The following is an 18,772-nucleotide window of genomic DNA, read 5'->3' as shown; positions in this document are numbered from 1 at the left end:
TTCAATGCAATGCCCACCGGGTAGAAGATATACGATGAACAGTGACGGCCTTATGGTATTTACTGGAAACGCGAATCCATCACTTGCGCAAGAAGTTGTCAAAATTTTAGGCATTCTTCTTGGCAAGGCAATGGTTAGCCGCTTCTCGGATGGAGAAATTCAAGTCGAGATACAAGAAAACGTCCGAGGTAAAGATGTATTTGTTTTACAGTCCACTTGTGCGCCGACGAACGATAACCTAATGGAGTTAATGATTATGGTCGATGCACTCAAGCGCGCATCGGCTGGACGGATCACGGCAGCTATTCCATATTTTGGTTATGCCCGACAGGATCGTCGACCGCGCTCAGCACGCGTTGCAATTTCCGCGAAAGTTATTGCTAATATGCTAGAAATTGCCGGTGTTGAACGTATCATCACTATGGATCTGCATGCTGATCAGATTCAAGGTTTTTTCGATATTCCCGTTGATAATATTTATGCAACGCCGATGCTACTCGGGGATCTGCGCAAGCAAGCCTACAACGATCTTCTAGTTGTATCACCAGACGTCGGTGGCGTAGTACGCGCTCGCGCTCTAGCAAAGCAGCTCGACACAGATCTGGCAATTATTGATAAACGCCGCCCAAAGGCAAATATTTCCAAGGTGATGAATATTATTGGTGAAGTTGAGGGCCGCACATGCGTAATCATGGATGATATGGTTGATACTGCCGGCACGCTGTGCAAAGCCGCAAAAGTACTAAAAGAGCGTGGCACGAAAAAAGTATTTGCGTATGCAACTCACCCGGTACTCTCTGGTAACGCGATCCAGCGCATTGCAGAATCAGAACTGGATGAGTTAGTCGTTACAGATACGATTCCGCTAAGCAGGCATGCATTTCAATGCCCACGGATTCGAACACTATCATGCGCTGCCTTACTTGCTGAAACTTTCTCGAGAATTCGCCGCGGTGAATCGGTAATATCACTATTTGCCGAGCATTAAGAATAGTAGCCCCATTTTAGAAATTCTACCATTAAATGCCGACTACCGAGGGGCCACGCTGTGCAATCAAAAATACGCGCCGCGTATTTCAGGGCTGGCTCGATTCGTTTTGAATTAGATAGCCCTGTTTAATAACTTAAGCACTTTGTCTGGACCCACCGTATGGTCGCAGGCAGTTATTAGAGAGATAATATGAAAGTAGTCGCTTTCGCGCGTAGCCAGCAGGGAACAGGCGCAAGCCGCCGCCTGCGCAATTCTGGAAAAATGCCGGGTATTATATATGGCGCTAGTACTGCACCGAAGTTGATTGAGTTAGATCATAATGCGCTGTATCACGCAATAAACAAAGAAGCATTTCATTCATCAATTCTAGATCTCGAAATTGCCGGTGTGACTGAAAAAGTACTACTGCGAGATGTTCAGTATCATCCGTTCCGTCGGCTTGTGCTCCATGTAGACTTTCAACGTGTTGATGAAAAGAAAAAAATTACAGTAAAGATCCCGTTACACTATATGAGCCAAGAGGTATCACCTGCAGTAAAGCTCAGTGGAGGCGTGATTATGCATGTGTTAAACGAAATTGAAGCATCGTGCTTACCAAGCAATTTACCTGAGTTTATCGAGGTAGATTTAGGCAACCTTGAATTAAACCAATCATTACATGCACAAGATGTTAAGTTACCGTCCGGTGTCGATCTAACACTTCACTTTGCTCAGGAAAACCCGGTAATTGTTTCTACAACCCTACCTGCTAGTATGGTGCTAGATAACGCGGATGAGTTTTTAGAAGGTGGAGCGCCGGTCACATGATATTATGACCCATATTTATGACCCATATACAAGGCGCAATATCAACATCTATCAAACAATAAGACTCATCCTTCGATTTACGAATAAAATATGATGAAGTCATTGGAATGATAAAGCAGCTCTGCTAGACCTATGCTAGGTAGCAAGCTTTTGAATAAATTCATGAACAGCAAGACCTTCATGATTAAATTAATTACCGGAATTGGAAATCCAGGCTCCAAGTATGTGGCTACACGGCATAATGCAGGATTTTGGTTTATCGATCAGCTTGCGAAAGAAGTAAATGTTAAGCTACATGACAATCGTCGTTTCCACGGCGCCTATATAAAAGCCAGCCTAGACGGTAAAGAAGTTTACTTGCTGAAACCCAACACATTCATGAACCAGTCTGGGTTATCTGTGACAGCGTTAGCACAATTTTTTGAGATTTTACCTCAATCTATTCTTGTTGTTCATGACGAGTTGGATTTAATGCCAGGTATTACTAAACTAAAGTTAGGCGGAAGCAGTGGGGGCCATAATGGCCTGAAAAACATTGCCGAATATTTATCGACTTGGCAATATTGGCGTCTGCGTATCGGTATTGGCCATCCACGAGACATAATCCAGAAAAGCAAACTCACGCATTCTAAACTTGATGTAATCAATTTTGTTTTAAAAAAACCGAGCTTAGAAGAAAAAAAAATTATCGATACCGCTATTAATAAAAGTCTCGCTCTAATTCCATTAATCATTAGAGGAGAGTTAGATCGTGCTCGTGCAATGATGAAATAACTACAACACGTATAGAGGGATATAAAAAATATAGAGCAGGGGATGGGGCTATATAAAAAATTAAAAAGCCAGCTCAAGGCTTGTGAGTAGCTAGCTCGCTGGGGCTACAATCAATTTACGATACTTTTTCCATGGGCTTATCATGGGTTTTAAACCACTAGTGGCTTACTACAATACATCCGACGGGACATACTTGCACACACTGTGGTTCATCAAAATGGCCAATACACTCAGTACACTTATATGGATTAATCAAATAGATTTCTGGCCCCATCGAAATTGCATTATTTGGGCATTCTAATTCACAGACATCACAATTAATGCACTCGTCCGTAATCATTAAAGCCATACAGCTATAACCCTGTGAGTAAAAATAAATTTTAAGTATTAGCTTTTCAGCTGCGTAAGATACAAATCTATCTACTATTCGAGTAGATAGATTTTCTTAAATGCTCGCCGAGCTAGATGTTGTATATTCCGATACTTCTATAATCCTCGTCGCCGTAGTATTAGTAGGCGATAATAGGCTTAGGTTGATAGTATCAGCGTGAGAAGCTTGAGCAAATTTATTCCTAAGCCACTTCTCAACCGAGGGAAATACGAACTTACTAACATCCCCGCCTAATTGGGCGATTTCTCGTACTATAGTGCCCGAAATAAATTGGTATTGATCGGATGGTGTCATAAACATCATTTCAACGTCTGGTAGCAGGTAGCGATTCATTCCCGCCATCTGAAATTCATATTCGAAGTCTGATACTGCACGCAAGCCTCGCACGATCACTCGCGCATTGTTAGCACGAACAAAGTCCTTAAGCAATCCAGAGAAACTCATCACTTTTATATTCGTATGGTGACTTAGTGCCTCTTGAGCGATTGCTAGGCGCTCCTGCAATAAGAAAAATGGCTTTTTGTTTGGGTTATTAGCCACCCCAACTACTAGCGTATCGAAAATACGGGAGGCCCGTCGGACAAGATCTTCGTGACCACGAGTAAGAGGATCGAAAGTACCTGGGTAGACAGCGACTATCATTAATATTTCCCCTCTAAGGGCATGGCGGTACTGTATGCATAGTTATGCTGACACTTAACGATAACGCCTGATAGTCAGCGGTAACATAATATAATGTAGTCAAAACTATATCACCAGTAAATATAGATAGCTTATTTAGAGGATATGAATTATTTACTACTCTTGCGGCGTATCAAATGATAATGCACTGCTCCGGTTCGGCCGTAGCGTACGATATACCACTCTTGCATGAACGACCAGTCAAGTGCGGAGTAACAGCCAGGTGACGTTTGAGTGTTCCATATCCCAGCTAATGATGTATTAGATTCGATATAGATCGTTCCACTAGGTACCATTAGTGGTAACACGAACGGCAACGTACGTCTAAGTAGGTCGCTATCGAATGGCGGATCAAGAAATGCAATATCAAACTCTGCAGAGGCTAGATTGGTTAGTAATTGTAAGGCATCAGCCTGTACTATTTTAATTGATTGCGCATTCAATTTTTTTTGGATCTTGCTTATCTGAAAAATTATACGCGCATCGTGCTCAACCATTACTACACGTTGCGCGCCGCGCGAGGCGGCTTCAAAACCTAGTGCCCCAGTGCCAGCAAATAGATCTAGGCATACAAGACCATCTAGTTTCTGACCCAGCCAGTTAAATAAGGTTTCGCGCACAATATCTAGCGTTGGCCTCAACGATACCAGATCGAGAACCGGTAATAGCGTACGCTTCCAGATACCGCCAATAAGTCGGACCTGCTGCGGTGCATGACGCCGCACATTAATATGCCGCGATCCTCGAGAATCCGCAATGCGCTTATTCGGGATAGTAGATTTAGCAAAAGGCACACGTCTGCGCTCGTTGAATATATAGCTCATCGCTTTTATCCAATTAAACTGTTATAGTACGGGAACGGTTGAGATTTCATCGCAAACTATCCACTATCTTCCCGCGCTATAGACGAAAAGATCGCAACTTTACTATAAAAATGGTAAACCTCGGAAACATATGTAGCGCTTTGCTAGAATAGGCAGCACTATAATTAGTGCTCTATTTATGCTCCCTTACTAGTAGTATAGGTATGTCCGAATACGTCCTATAGTAAACTATGTTTAGTTTTATAAAGCGATTTAAGAATGGTGCTATACTCAACCAACAGCAAGACGTACCCATATCAAACTACGCTCTGATCCCCCAAACACCTAGCACACTAGAACCACTATCCTCTTTTATTAAGTTAGCGAACCCGATTATCTTATTAGAGTCCGAGATATTATCGGAATCTGCAGCATTACAAACTCTAGCCGCTACTTCGCGTATAGTAGCCGCTATATCGCTATTAGTTCGTTCGGTCGTGGAAGGTGCGATGGGGTGCACTTCTCTCAGCGCCGCAAAGCATTTAGTCTCGGCGCCTTTTTCGGCAGTCTCAATCCGACCCTCATTCAGCTCAGCATCACAAGGCGTGTACGTCAAAACTGATACGGTGTAGCTTATTAACAATAGTATGAGCAAAGAAAGTATTAAAATTATGCCGCCCTCTGCTGTCGAGCCAGATACAAAGCGCTCATGGCTGAGACGGTTGAAATCGGGTCTGCACAAAACCAGCTTAGGCTTAAGAGGAATTTTTAGTAGTCTGAAGTGTAATGAAGCTCTATTTGAAGAGCTCGAAACCGTATTATTGATGGCTGATACCGGCCTAGATGCTACTACTTATCTACTTAATGCCCTGCGACAAAAGGTCCGCAGCGGACATATCACTGATGCACAACAGGTTAAGCAAGCATTACGCGGGTTGTTAATCGAATTACTTATGCCGCTTGAACTATCTATAGTTCTTGGTCGTGCGCAACCGCTAGTCATAATGATTGCCGGTGTCAACGGGGCTGGTAAGACTACGAGTATTGGCAAACTCACCAAGTACCTACAGTTATTTAATCAGTCGGTAATGCTAGCGTCTGGCGACACGTTCCGCGCTGCTGCGCGTGAGCAGTTAATAATCTGGGGCCAGCGTAATAATGTCGCAGTGATCCATCAGGAAAGCGCTGACCCTGCTGCAGTAATCTTTGACGCAATCTATGCTTCTCGCTCGCGCGGTATAGACGTGCTAATAGCAGATACCGCTGGACGTTTGCCAACTCAGATCCATCTAATGCAGGAGCTTTGTAAGGTCAAGAGAGTAATCGGAAAAGCGATGGAGGGTGCTCCTCATGAAATACTACTAGTACTTGATGCAAATACTGGTCAGAACTCACTGGCCCAAGTAAAAGCGTTTGACGAGTCACTTGGGTTAACCGGACTCATTATCACTAAGCTAGATGGTACTGCTAAGGGAGGAATTTTAGCTGCAATTGCCCGCCAACACCCAGTACCAGTATATTTCATCGGTATTGGCGAGAAACTTGAAGATTTGCAGCCTTTTATTGCTACTGAATTTGCTGATGCGTTGCTCGGGTAAACGCATAGTACAATGTAAACTTTTGGGTTAGTATTTGTAATATAGATGCTTATTCGGCGTATAACTAATGCCTTATGAATGCAGCGTAGTATAATCAGTTTAGTTAAAATGTGTTGTCAAAAAGACATGGGGTTTCGGCTTAGTTAGTGTTGCAGTTCTGTGTATTACAACCGTGCTGCACGCCGCATAATTAGACAAGAATCGGTGTGTATAGCTAATCACTAATTTCTTATGTAGGCGACTTCTAGCTATCTGCATAATTCGTTAAAACCCGCCTGATACTGGTAGTAACAGTACTCGTTATTTTACAATACATTATCATTTTCATAGTTCCTTCGGATTCCGAGGAGGCGCTACATACTTACACCTAAACTAGGTGCTATATAGCGAGGCTAGTGGCTAATAGTAGATTTGATAGATATAAGCGAATAAGCACTATGTATTGGCTGAATGACGCGCCTTAGCACGGCTAGCATCAACCCTAGAATATTAAGCAATATGTAATAATAAACAGCACCTATTAGCTATATTCCAGATATCAGGCTACACTCTTCAAGAAACTCCTGCCTGCATCCCACAGTTAAATACCAACAACCAGATAGAATATCTACTCGTAGTTAATAAAATCTGCCGCGCCCCAATTAACTTAATAGTTAAGGCATCCCAGGTAGTATTGGATGCTAAAATGCCTGAAAGCCCCGTTTTCATAGCAGTACATAATTTGTCTATATAAGGAGATACGAGTGAGCAATAAAATAACCCCTCTAGAGACCTCTGCAGGCCTAGTGTCAGCGGGAGGGGGGCAGTCGCTTTCTGCGAAGCCAATACTTCCAGGTGCGTTGGGCAACCTAGACTCCTATATTCAGGCCGTCAATCGTATATCGCTATTGTCGCAGGCTGATGAAACGCGTCTTGCGACTGAATATCGTGAACAAAACAATCTAGATGCCGCGCGAAAGCTTGTGCTATCGCATCTGCGTCTAGTTGTATCAGTCGCTCGAAACTATATGGGTTATGGGTTACCTCATGCGGATCTAATCCAAGAAGGAAATATTGGTTTGATGAAAGCTGTTAAGCGCTTCGATCCGCGCCAAAACGTACGGCTGGTGTCTTATGCTATTCATTGGATTAAAGCTGAGATCCACGAATACATCCTTCGTAACTGGAGAATGGTAAAGGTTGCGACGACGAAAGCACAACGTAAACTGTTCTTTAACCTTCGCAGTCACAAGCGAGGAATTCAACCATTTACACCGGACGAGATTTCGGGACTTGCGAAAGACTTAAATGTCAAACGTGAAGAAGTAACCGAGATGGAAAGGCGGCTAGCTGGTGGCGATATCGCGCTCGAATCGCAGTTCGAAAACGGAGAGGAATCATTTGCACCGATTGCCTACCTGGCCGACTCGCGTACTGAGCCGACTGCGGTGCTTGCCTCACGCCAGAGCGATTTAATGCAGACAGAAGGTCTAGCTGATGCCTTGAAATCCCTTGATACGCGTAGTCGTCGCATCATAGAAGCGCGCTGGCTACATGTGCAGGACGACGGCTCAGGCGGCTCGACGCTGCATGAGCTAGCAGCCGAGTTCAACGTCTCCGCTGAGCGAATCCGCCAAATTGAGGTGAGTGCGATGAAAAAAATGCGCGGTGCACTGCAGAATTACGCATGATATTTTTCCACGCTACCTGTTAGAATTAGAAACGGGCTGGAATTTTCTTGCATTTTAATAAATCGATCAACAATAATATGCGAGCGACCAACACAATGTAGTGAATCTGCAGAAGTTCGGCGAGTTATGCTTATCGCCTCTTACGCACTTAGTTTACAAAAAAGTTTCTTTAAGGTCTATTTTTTTAAGGCAGCATACGAAATATTATGCTCAGTTATGACGGTTGTCATAGTACCGATACTAATCACACCGCCCTTTCGCAGCGACCGGGTATACTAACACGGACACCAAAACGCTCGAAATTGGCTCGACGCTCGAAATTGGCTCGAGATTTAACGGCAGTAATAATAGCAAAATTTATTTTTCTACTCGTCCTTAAGTATACGTTGTTTAGTCAACCTCAGACACTTTACATGGAACTGCCGCCAGCCCAGGTCGCGCAAGCGCTATTGTCTATCTCAGCCTTAAATCCGTCAGCTTCAGGTAATCATTATGATAAGTAGCGAAGTCGTTGACCTTTCACGGCTGCAGTTTGCCATTACTGCACTGTACCACTTTCTTTTTGTCCCGTTAACGCTGGGCTTATCCTGGTTATTAGTCATCATGGAATCTCTTTATGTGATGACCCACAAACAAGTCTATAAGGATATGTCCCGGTTCTGGGCTAAGCTGTTTGGTATTAACTTTGCGATGGGCGTAGTAACGGGTATTACGCTTGAGTTTCAGTTTGGTACAAATTGGTCTTACTACTCACACTATGTCGGAGACATTTTCGGAGTGCCTCTTGCAGTAGAGGGTCTGATGGCATTTTTCCTGGAGTCTACTTTCGTTGGGCTAATGTTTTTTGGCTGGAATCGGCTATCGCGTATCGGTCATTTGATAGTTACTTTCCTTGTCGCACTTGGCTCAAACCTATCGGCATTGTGGATTCTTATCGCTAACGGCTGGATGAATCATCCAGTTGGCGCTGCGTTTAATTATAAAACTATGCGAATGGAGCTCACTAACCTGTCTGAGGTTATGTTAAATCCAGTAGCTCAGCTTAAGTTTGTTCATACTGTTTCTGCTGGTTATGTCACGGCAGCAATGTTTGTGCTTGGGGTATCTTCATGGTACCTGTTGAAGAAGCGTGATATTACTTTTGCATGGCGTTCTTTTGCTATCGCAGCCGCCTTTGGCTTAGCTTCAACTTTGGGTGTGATTGTACTCGGCGATGAGTCGGGTTTCACAATTGGCAAAGTCCAGAAAGAAAAGCTTGCTGCAATTGAATCTGAATGGACTACCGAGCCGCCCCCGGCCACATTCACTATATTTGGATTGCCAAACCAAGATAAACAACGCACGGATTATGCATTACGCATACCTTACGCTCTGGGTCTAATCGCTACACGATCAATCGATGAACCTGTTATTGGGCTACGCGATTTAATCTCTCGTAATGAACAACGTATTCATGATGGTATCGTGGCATACCGGGCCCTACAAAAGATGAAGCAAGGTGATATATCCGATGAGACGCACGCAGTGTTTGATGCCCATAAAAAGAATCTCGGTTATGGGCTGCTTGTCAGGCGCTATGCACCGGATGTATTAAACGTAACTAATGCGCAAATTGCTGAGACAGCCAAGCACTCTATCCCCCCCGTAACGCCAGTATTTTGGTCATTCCGGCTGATGGTCGGGCTAGGGATCTTATTCTTTATAACATTTCTGCTCGCCTTTTGGTTCTGCGCTACACGGAGCCTAGCGCACCAGCGCAGGCGGTGGTTCTTACGCTGGTGCGCTTGGGCAATCCCATTACCGTGGCTCGCTTCTGAGTGTGGATGGATTGTCGCAGAAATGGGCCGTCAGCCGTGGACAATCACTGGTGTGCTGCCTACTTTCTCATCAGCCTCTAGCCTCGCACCTTCGGACCTATACCTAAGTATTAGCGGATTCGTTATATTTTATACGGCATTATTTGTTATCGAGATAAAACTTATGTTTAAGTATGCAAAGCTTGGACCGTCGTCGCTCCATACTGGAAGATATTACCATGAGCAACTACATTAGTATGATGTCGCAGTAGCTTACAAAAACTAATAGTTATCTCACATAAAAAATATAAGCTGTGCGCTGTTATACATCGAAGTCAATGTTACTAAAAAAATCACTATGATTGACTATCCAACCTTAAAAGTTATTTGGTGGGCGCTAATCGGATTCTTGCTGCTTGGCTTTGCTCTCACTGATGGATTTGATATGGGTGTTGGCACACTTCTACCGTTTATTGGTAAAACTGATACTGAACGTCGTGTGATTATTAATGCAATTGGTCCAACCTGGGAGGGTAATCAGGTATGGCTAATTACGGCTGGCGGTGCAATGTTCGCTGCGTGGCCGATAGTCTATGCGGCTTCTTTTTCCAGCTTCTATTTCGCCATGCTATTAGTATTATTCGCGCTATTTATGCGACCAGTCGGCTTTGAGTACCGTGCTAAACGTGACGATCCACGGTGGCGAGCAAGTTGGGACTGGGCCTTGTTCGCTGGTAGTGCAATTCCAGTACTAGTATTTGGAATCGCGTTTGGCAACCTTCTACAAGGCGTGCCATTCTACCTAGATGAAGAGATGCGAATAAGTTATCAAGGAAATTTTTTCGAACTACTAAATCCGTTCGCATTACTATGTGGTGCAATCAGCAGCAGCATGCTGATTGCACACGGAGCCGCGTTTTTACGAATAAAAACTGATGGAGTAATAGCGCACCGGGCAACGCGCATATTGTTCATCGCAGCACTGATCGCAGCCGTATTATTTATTATAGCAGGCATTCTCGTGGCTACTCGAATCACCGGCTTTAAGATTACTCAGGCCGCGCCACTGGATGCAGCGGCTAACCCGCTGCTCAAGCGCGTATTTACATCACCCGGTCTATGGATGTCTAACTATACTGCGTACCCGTGGACGATGCTTGCACCTGCGCTTGGCATTATAGCTGGTATGCTTGCGCCAATGCTTGCTTTATCACGATTTACCATATGGAATTTCATTGTGACCGGACTTCTAGTAATTGGTATAATTCTAACCGCGGGCATCTCAATGTTCCCGTTTATTATGCCATCCTCAATAAATCCAGCCAGTAGCTTAACATTATGGGATTCAACATCAAGTTATCAAACATTGAGCATTATGCTATTTGTAGTTATTATATTTATTCCACTTATCGTTCTATACACTGGCTGGGTATATCGTGTAATGCGTGGCAAGGTAACAGAACAAGAGGTAAAAAATAATATACACTCAATGTATTAAATAGCGTTTACTTAACTAATCAACTTAATAAAAATGTGGTATTTTAGCTGGATATTGGGTATTGGTGTCGCACTTGCATTCGCTGTTATTAATGGGATGTGGCTTGAATTGTATTACGACGCAGAAAATATACGAAAGTCTAAAGCAGAAAAGGAGGTGTTTCTTAATACTGACGAGCTACATTCATCTCAGTAAGTTTGTACCCTCCTTAATATCCGCAATATATCTAAATATATAGATTTCTATGTGTTTTTGTATGTGCTCGCCGATTGCGTACTCATATTAGATGTTAAGTAAATGTTAATAGTATATCTTCTGTACGCGCTTTAGAGCAAGCACATTGATGACTAGACAACCGATCAGTGCTAGATTATTTATATGACATCTAATTTATCGTCTTAATACAATTTAATAACCATAAACCACCTAGATATTCTATTAAATAGAGACTTAATTAATTCGTTATATTATTAACCCCTGCATATTTCCTGAGACTTACTGGGCACTTTATCAGATAGCTTACTCAATAAGGACCCTACAAATTTTGTAATCGTCTGCTATAAACTAAATGATTATTTTGCTTATAGATTTTCTATTTATCCCAGTTTTAGAAAAAGACAGGAACTACTTTAGTATTCACGAAACTCGGCCAAAAGCTTCCTGGTGCGCTGTGAGAATGTAAATATATTCGGTAGATATTAATGTCAGACCTGATACGCTGCCTATACCGCTAGAAATAGCGATATCAGAAAATAGCGATAATTTTGCAATACCAGACCGATTATAAAATTTTTTATTACTACTTCTTATAAGACATTACTTATCTTTTTTATATTACCCCTTAGGTAATAAATGAGTGTTAGTTGTGTTAGCCTTGGCTGGGCTAACCATACTATATAGCTATACAATGCTATGATTTATAGCGACTAGCTAATTTCAAACTATCCCAAACTTATTGCTTAATAAGTCTCTGATTTATCTACCTTAGTTTTTATATGTCATATTATCGGCATTTTTTGCCATAACTAAGTATTCGTTCTAACTATATGTCACGGAACATAAATATATTAGGAAGGTTTTATGGGTATATCGTGCAACTTATGGCCGATATCATCAACGCGAATGATGTTATAACCTTCTGGTGTTATATGGCCTACCGCCTTCCGGGCATAACCATAGAGTACCTCAAAAGTAAGCGGTATCATACCATCAGGCCGGCGTTGTACTTCTAGTGCATCGATTAGGCGATGATATATGCTTCGTGAAATCGAACTGTGTAATACATGGCCGCGTCGAATATGCTGCTGTGGTATTGTCCCCCATAGTCGCACATCTGCTAGAAGCATATGCGGAGACGAGTATGTAATTGTAAGTATATCCATGTCTATTACTGGGATCTCAAAGCCGCTAGCAGCTAGCATATCGCCATAGTCATGCATGTCAATAAATTTATGTACATTCGTCGGGGAATTACCACTATCTGCAGCCGCTCTTGCACTACGCAACTCGCGTAGTGTATCAGGACCAAGTGTAGAGAATATTAGCATTCCACCAGTTTTTAGTACTCGCTGCCACTCTAGAAATACTAGGTCCGGACACTCATGCCACTGAAGTGCTAGATTTGACCATAGTAAATTAAAGTACTCCGATTTAAATGGCAGAGAGCTAAAGTCAGCTTGTATGCAGTTGCGTTGTTGGATGCGACCTAGTGCAAGATTATGTAATACAGCTGGCAGAAAGCGTCGCCAGCTAGAGAGACTACATCGACCTAACGAATGTCTTGCATGAAGCATGGCGTGCGATAGATCCACACCATAAATAGTTGCCTTAGAGTAGAGTGTTCGTAGTATATTAATATCTTCGCCAGCACCACACCCCGCATCGAGCACATACGCTGGTTGTGGTTTAATGTATCGTAAGCGTTCATGCATACGCCGTGCTATTTCTCTCGGCAGAAATGCTACATCCTGGCATTGTGCTGCATGACGGTCAAAAACCTGCCTAAGCTGGCGTAATTTCCGAGTCCGCTCCACATGTAAATCTGTGTTTTTCTCTACCGTATAGTCGTGATTAATTGACATGAAAATAGGCCTTCGGGAAGGGCCGTAGTATACATATTGTATACACTACAATCTAGTATCCTTTCATTTTTTATTTCTAATGCAGCAGACCACTTCGTGGATTACCCCAGCCCGCTATAATATATCGGATTAATGATTTAGCAATGCTCGCCAAGTTAGTGATGCTAGATTTCAAAAGCTTGAAATATGTGCGCGACTCTTAATTGTTAAAAACATACACGAGATATGTATACATTTACACTATCACGTGTAGTTTAGACTATATCGAAGCACTAGTTTTGCACTAATTAGGCAATATTTACTGCCGAACTATCAGATCTATACAGCATCAAGACTTTACTACTGATCGGCATATATTCTACTCATACAAAAATTCTAAATTACGCTAATGCCTATGCTTAAATATTACATTGCCGCATGTAAAGCATGGATAATATGATCCAGTTTATGTCTGAAATAATTAAAAGTTTCTAATCTTTTTACCGATTAACTCAAATACAATGCTGCGATCAAGGGGGCTATTCTCTAATGGAAGAATGCAGTGGCAGACATCAGCACGCAACCTAGTCTACTATACTGCCTATCAAGCTAAACAAAGTAAGGCATCGATAAAATTCGACAGTGGGAAGCCGTTGAAAAGAGAAAATACACTTAAACGATGAGCAGGATAACCACACCAGTAAATTGCTGTATAACGACCCCCTAGAAACTGTCGATTAGCGGTTTTATACCGATTTAGTAATATCATTCTATATCGTGCACACTGGTCACATAAACGCCTAGACTTCTGCTGAGCAGAGTATTTCGATCTTGCTCTAACGTGCAATCTCTAATACTGCTAGTCATAGAGTCTGAATCTTGCTTAGAATATGTCCGTCTTTTAATTGCTTACTAGCGGTCGACGAGAGAGAAATGGTCAGTCTCAGGTTAAAATAAAAATCACTCAAACCCGGGAAAATTAGAGCCTTGATTAGCGCGTTACTCGCATGAGAAAATATTAAACACCTATATAAAGCGAATAGAATAAATCTTTTTACCGCTATCCGTCAGTGCTCTGCACTACATTCAGTGCGTTATTTTAGAGCCATCATTAGCTATACTATTTCTTTGCTGCTTATTAACTTGCGATAAGCGTTGCTCGTATAGTGCCTGAAAGTTTATTTCAACTAAATGAATTGGTGGAAAACCGGCGCGAGTAATTATATCAGCTATGTTTGCCCGTAAATATGGAAAAATAATCGTTGGACATGCTACACCTATCAGCGTATCCATTTGCTCGTTTGGAACGTTGCTTATATCAAAGATGCCGGCCTGCTTAGCCTCAACAAGGAAAGCAATCCTATTAGAAATCCTGGCTGTTACTGTGCTTGTTAAGACTATCTCAAATATGCTGTCAGCAAGCTGCTGTACATCTACATCAACCTCGATTTCAATACCAGGTATCTCCTGATCCAGGAAGATGGCCGGCGAATTTGGCTGTTCGAGCGATAGATCTTTTAAGTAAATGCACTGGATATGAAAGCATGGTTGCTTATTCTCTTGAACAGACATGAGCTTTTCTTAGGTGAAATAGGCGACTGTGCCTAATATTGAGCTACTACTGCTCGCTATGCAAATGGTATACTCGGTAAGGGTTAGACATCTCAGATGTACATTACCCGAACGAACGCTATGTAGGAATTAGCGGGGGTTATCAAGTCTAAGAAGGAGGGGTGCAGACCGCCTCAAGCAGTGGTCTTAATTCACCGGTACGGGCACGTACGGACAAATCAGCATAGCCGCCGACATAAGTTTGACCTATAAAGATCTGAGGTACTGTACACCTGCCAGTACGCTTTATCATTTCTATCCGACTTTTAGGATCTAGATCGATGAGCACCTTCTCAATGTGTTCAACACCGTATGACTGCAATAAGCGCACGGCCATCTGGCAGTACGGACAGACTTGCGTACTATACATTACCACTTTTCTCACTTCATGACTCCTTACTTGACGACTGGTAGGTCAGATCTCTGCCAGGCCTCGATACCGCCTTGTAAAGTAAACACTTCTAAATAGCCAGCTTTTTTCAGCATGTTCCGCGCCCTAGCAGAATACCTTCCATTTTGACAGACTAGCAGTACCGGTATTTTTTTATTCTTAACTGCTTGTGAAACTTTACTATTTAACTCATTGAACAGCAGATGACGCGCCTGTGGTAGGTGGCCTCGCATAAATTCATCATCATAGCGCAGGTCGAGGATGACTGCATTGCGACGGTTAATAAGTTGTATAGCCTCCTGAGGTGTATAGACGTTGGTCTCGTTAAGTGATAACCACACGGGCCATACTAATAAGACCCCGGAGATTAAAACAGTAGCGATCAATATAATATTGGCTGGTTCGGTGAAAAATTTCACAGATTAAATTTATTTAAAGAAGATGATCTAGTTATTATAAAATAAATTATCTGGCGTACGACAGCAGTTCACCGCCCTCCCTACTATCTATATATTTATATGTATCAACTCGTTCTCATCCGACATGGCCAATCGACATGGAACAACGAAAACCGCTTTACCGGCTGGATCGACGTTGACCTCACTCATAAAGGCATAGCCGAAGCCCAGCAAGCTGGTATGCTGCTTAAGCAGGCTGGCTATACTTTTGATGTCGCATATACCTCCGTTCTCAAGCGAGCTATTCGCACGCTTTGGCATGTGCAGGATAAAATGGATCTGATGTATATCCCTGTCGTGCACTCATGGCGCCTGAATGAACGGCACTATGGCGCGCTTTCCGGACTAAATAAGGCTGAAACAGCAGCCAAGTATGGTAACGAACAGGTGTTAATATGGCGTCGAAGCTACGATACACCACCACCAGCACTTAATCCATCTGATCCGCGAACGTCGTACTACGACGCACGCTACGCTGACGTTCCACGAGAACTGATTCCACTCACGGAAAGCCTTAAAGATGCAGTCGGGCGCGCACTACCTATTTGGAACAAATCTATTGCCCCAGCGATCCAGGCAGGTCGAAGCGTTTTAATCACTGCGCATGGAAACTCTATCCGAGCGCTCGTCAAATACCTAAACGAGGTATCAGATACCGATATTGTCGGACTAAATATCCCCAATGGCGTGCCACTTATTTACAAGCTAGACGAATCACTAAAACCTATTACATACTACTATCTAACTGCTGAATCGGCGCACTAAAATAAAGCCCCCCATATGTTTATAACCATATTAGCGCTAGCTAAGAACACCTACATTTTTAATGCTTCGCTCACTAGCTATGCGCTATAACACGCTACTGTAACTGTTGCTCACTTATGTGTAAGACTCTGAAAAACGCAGGGCTAATTGCTGCTGGCCTCGCAACCGGCATGTTTATTATGCTCCAAATCTCGGTGTCTGCAGAGATCGGAACGACTGCGCTGTTACCGCCGGATCAGTTTCGGCTGCTCACTTCGGTATTCAAGCATATTAAAAATGAGTACGTCGAAGCAGTCAACGATGAAAAGCTATGTACTGCGGCGATGAAAGGTATGGTATCCAGCTTAGATCCACATTCATCGTACCTAGATAAAAGCGACTATCAAGAGCTTCAGGAGCAGACTAAAGGTCTATTTATAGGGTTAGGTATTCAAATCTCCCAGGAAGATGGCCTAGTAAAGGTTATCTCCACGATCGAGGATACACCAGCTTTTCGAGCGGGCATTCGTCCTGGCGATTTAATTACACAGGTTAATAATAAGTCAATATTCGGTATGACACTTGATCGCGTAGTAAAGTATATGCGTGGTCAGCCAAATAGTAAGGTTACGCTGACATTCTATCGTAAGAGTGACGCGCGAACTTTCCCGATTACTCTTGCCCGAGCAATAATTAAAGCGCAAAGTGTGAAAGCTAAAACCATTCAGCCTGGCTATGTATGGGTTCGGATCACAAGCTTCCAAGAGCGCACAGCAGTAGATTTGGCAGCTAAACTCATAGAAATTGCGCATCACAAGCCGCGGCTTAATGGTCTAATTCTTGATTTGCGTAATAATAGCGGTGGTCTACTGCGAAGCGCGATTGGCGTAGCTAGCGCTTTTTTAATGCCAAATTCGGTAATCGTATCAACTAGTGGCCAAATGTCCGATTCTAAGCGAATCTATTATAATACGTTCGAGAACTATCGATTATCGACCTGTATCTATGACCCGCTAAAAAATATACCTTCTATATACAAGACGGTTCCGATAGTAGTGCTAGTTAATGCGTATTCAGCATCAGCCTCTGAAATTGTCTCCGGTGCACTGCAAGACCATCATCGTGCGCTAATTATGGGTAAAACTACATTCGGCAAAGGATCAGTGCAGACTGTATGTCCGATGACCGTCGGCACTGCACTGTGCCTGACGACTGCCTATTACTATACGCCGAGCGGCCGTTCTATACAAAATAAAGGCATCTCTCCTGATATCCTGGTTGACCAATTCAAGGGTGGTGATCTGAATGATACTTTAGTCATGCGTGAGATCGATTATGCGAATCACTTATCTAATAAGCAGGATTCAAGCGAGATAACTGAGCAAAAAAAGTACAAGCAGAATCAGCTATATCAATTGCGTCAGCTTGATTTGAAGAAAACTCGCGAGCAGTATGAAAAAAAACTCAACAATTTATCAATCACATTCGGAGAAAAAGATGACTTTATGCTGCAACAGGCAATGCACCAGCTTAAAAACGAACCAGTAAAAGTATCTTATTCGTAGATCGATCAAAACAATGTCAGAAAATAAATCACTGGTCACTCCGCATCTAAAGTCATCGTGGTAAGGCCCGCTTATCATCTAGTATATCCACGCTACACAAGGTCTCCTAGTGCACATTATAGTTAGGCCATTCCGCGTGTGTTTTGCTGCTGCTCAAACGTACTATGACTGACTACGATATATACTGCAATGAATGATGCTCAACTGCTGCGCTATTCTCGCCACATCCTACTTGACGAAATTGGTATTGAGGCACAGAAGCGCTTTCTAAATGCACATGTATTGATTATAGGAGTTGGTGGGCTAGGCTCGCCAGCAGCGATATACTTGGCCTCAGCAGGCATCGGGACGTTAACTTTAGTCGACGCTGATACTGTTGAACTAACTAACTTGCAACGACAGATCCTACATTCCAGTAATAGCATTGGACAAACTAAGGTTATATCAGCACGCACGACGATTGCACGTCTCAATCCAGACGTGTGTGTTAATGCAATTCACTCGCAAGCTGATGATGCTCTTCTGCAGAAGTGGGCGCTCCACGCCCACATCATTCTTGATTGCACCGATAATTTTACTACCCGTCATATGGTAAATCGCGTGTGTGTACGGAATCGTATACCACTAGTATCCGGCGCAGCGTTGCGCTTTGACGGACAAATTAGTACATTTGATACGCGCGACTTAGATTCACCATGCTATGCATGCATCTTTCCGCCAGACCCACTATTCAATGAAGTCGCATGTTCGACGATGGGCGTTTTCTCCCCATTAGTGGGCATTATCGGCGCTATGCAGGCGGCCGAAGCGTTGCGTATAATCGCAGGAGTTGGATGTACACTAGTTGGAAGACTAATGATGCTTAACGCGATGACCATGCACTGGCAGACAATACGTATTGCGCGTCAAGCTGATTGCCTCGTTTGTAGTTCGG

General features: G+C 43.1%; 15 protein-coding genes and 5 pseudogenes. 13 read left to right on the top strand and 7 right to left on the bottom strand.

What is annotated here, in order from left to right; translation table 11 throughout:
* Positions 1-34: 34 nt before the first annotated feature.
* From KW136_RS00415 to pth, 3 genes are all read left to right on the top strand, one after another.
* Positions 35-988 carry a ribose-phosphate pyrophosphokinase gene (locus tag KW136_RS00415; RefSeq protein ID WP_216796393.1) on the top strand — a complete coding sequence of 318 codons (954 nt, stop codon included), beginning with the start codon at positions 35-37 and terminating at the stop codon, positions 986-988.
* A gap of 192 nt (positions 989-1,180) precedes the next feature.
* Complete coding sequence (locus KW136_RS00410) at positions 1,181-1,798, top strand: 50S ribosomal protein L25/general stress protein Ctc (protein ID WP_216796391.1); 618 nt, start codon at positions 1,181-1,183, stop codon at positions 1,796-1,798.
* 180 nt (positions 1,799-1,978) lie between these two features.
* Positions 1,979-2,572, top strand: a complete 594-nt coding sequence (gene pth, locus KW136_RS00405) for an aminoacyl-tRNA hydrolase (RefSeq protein ID WP_216797353.1) — start codon at positions 1,979-1,981, stop codon at positions 2,570-2,572.
* A 172-nt stretch (positions 2,573-2,744) separates the two neighbouring features.
* Here the strand turns inward: pth and KW136_RS00400 are convergent.
* From KW136_RS00400 to rsmD, 3 genes and pseudogenes are all read right to left on the bottom strand, one after another.
* Positions 2,745-2,921, bottom strand: a pseudogene (locus KW136_RS00400) (YfhL family 4Fe-4S dicluster ferredoxin); the annotation flags it as partial.
* Positions 2,922-3,131: 210 nt separating this feature from the next.
* Positions 3,132-3,605: pseudogene (gene coaD / locus KW136_RS00395) on the bottom strand (pantetheine-phosphate adenylyltransferase); the annotation flags it as partial.
* Between the two features lie 149 nt (positions 3,606-3,754).
* Entirely contained in the window at positions 3,755-4,468 is a 714-nt protein-coding gene (gene rsmD / locus KW136_RS00390; protein WP_216796387.1) for a 16S rRNA (guanine(966)-N(2))-methyltransferase RsmD, read from the bottom strand.
* Between the two features lie 230 nt (positions 4,469-4,698).
* Here rsmD and KW136_RS00385 point away from each other — a divergent pair, with 230 nt between their 5' ends.
* The 7 genes and pseudogenes from KW136_RS00385 to cydX form a co-directional block, all read left to right on the top strand.
* Positions 4,699-5,079, top strand: a complete 381-nt coding sequence (locus tag KW136_RS00385) for a hypothetical protein (protein WP_216796386.1) — start codon at positions 4,699-4,701, stop codon at positions 5,077-5,079.
* 24 nt (positions 5,080-5,103) lie between these two features.
* Positions 5,104-6,045, top strand: a pseudogene (gene ftsY, locus KW136_RS00380) (signal recognition particle-docking protein FtsY); the annotation flags it as partial.
* A gap of 785 nt (positions 6,046-6,830) precedes the next feature.
* Complete coding sequence (gene rpoH, locus KW136_RS00375; protein ID WP_420885628.1) at positions 6,831-7,715, top strand: RNA polymerase sigma factor RpoH; 885 nt, start codon at positions 6,831-6,833, stop codon at positions 7,713-7,715.
* 206 nt (positions 7,716-7,921) lie between these two features.
* On the top strand, positions 7,922-8,218 hold the full coding sequence (cydP, locus tag KW136_RS04205; RefSeq protein ID WP_338140513.1) for a cytochrome oxidase putative small subunit CydP: 297 nt from the start codon (positions 7,922-7,924) through the stop codon (positions 8,216-8,218).
* Entirely contained in the window at positions 8,208-9,767 is a 1,560-nt protein-coding gene (locus KW136_RS00370; RefSeq protein WP_216796383.1) for a cytochrome ubiquinol oxidase subunit I, read from the top strand. Before cydP ends, KW136_RS00370 begins: the two co-directional genes overlap by 11 nt.
* Before the next feature lie 105 nt (positions 9,768-9,872).
* Positions 9,873-11,009: a cytochrome d ubiquinol oxidase subunit II gene (gene cydB, locus KW136_RS00365; protein ID WP_216797352.1), complete on the top strand. Its 1,137-nt coding sequence runs from the start codon at positions 9,873-9,875 to the stop codon at positions 11,007-11,009.
* A 33-nt stretch (positions 11,010-11,042) separates the two neighbouring features.
* Positions 11,043-11,117 (top strand): annotated as a pseudogene (cydX, locus tag KW136_RS04195) (cytochrome bd-I oxidase subunit CydX); the annotation flags it as partial.
* Positions 11,118-12,076: 959 nt separating this feature from the next.
* Here cydX and KW136_RS00355 read toward each other — a convergent pair.
* The 4 genes from KW136_RS00355 to KW136_RS00340 form a co-directional block, all read right to left on the bottom strand.
* Complete coding sequence (locus KW136_RS00355) at positions 12,077-13,090, bottom strand: methyltransferase domain-containing protein (protein ID WP_216796379.1); 1,014 nt, start codon at positions 13,088-13,090, stop codon at positions 12,077-12,079.
* A gap of 1,065 nt (positions 13,091-14,155) precedes the next feature.
* Positions 14,156-14,641, bottom strand: a complete 486-nt coding sequence (gene secB / locus KW136_RS00350) for a protein-export chaperone SecB (RefSeq protein WP_216796377.1) — start codon at positions 14,639-14,641, stop codon at positions 14,156-14,158.
* Between the two features lie 148 nt (positions 14,642-14,789).
* Positions 14,790-15,065 (bottom strand): glutaredoxin 3, encoded by a 276-nt coding sequence (grxC, locus tag KW136_RS00345; protein WP_216796375.1) that lies wholly within the window; start codon positions 15,063-15,065, stop codon positions 14,790-14,792.
* Between the two features lie 11 nt (positions 15,066-15,076).
* Positions 15,077-15,490, bottom strand: coding sequence for a rhodanese-like domain-containing protein (locus KW136_RS00340; RefSeq protein WP_216796373.1), 414 nt, complete (start codon positions 15,488-15,490; stop codon positions 15,077-15,079).
* Positions 15,491-15,589: 99 nt separating this feature from the next.
* On the opposite strand from KW136_RS00340, the gene gpmA reads away from it, so the two are divergent.
* The 3 genes and pseudogenes from gpmA to KW136_RS00325 form a co-directional block, all read left to right on the top strand.
* Positions 15,590-16,294, top strand: coding sequence for a 2,3-diphosphoglycerate-dependent phosphoglycerate mutase (gpmA, locus tag KW136_RS00335; protein WP_216796371.1), 705 nt, complete (start codon positions 15,590-15,592; stop codon positions 16,292-16,294).
* A gap of 116 nt (positions 16,295-16,410) precedes the next feature.
* Positions 16,411-17,838, top strand: coding sequence for a S41 family peptidase (locus tag KW136_RS00330; RefSeq protein ID WP_216796368.1), 1,428 nt, complete (start codon positions 16,411-16,413; stop codon positions 17,836-17,838).
* Between the two features lie 189 nt (positions 17,839-18,027).
* Positions 18,028-18,771: pseudogene (locus tag KW136_RS00325) on the top strand (HesA/MoeB/ThiF family protein); the annotation flags it as partial.
* Position 18,772 lies beyond the last annotated feature (1 nt).

This window comes from Candidatus Vallotiella hemipterorum (genome assembly GCF_910593725.1).
Lineage (GTDB): Bacteria > Pseudomonadota > Gammaproteobacteria > Burkholderiales > Burkholderiaceae > Mycetohabitans > Mycetohabitans hemipterorum.
Note: the sequence above shows the minus strand (reverse complement) of the source record. Positions and strands in the feature narration are given on the sequence as shown.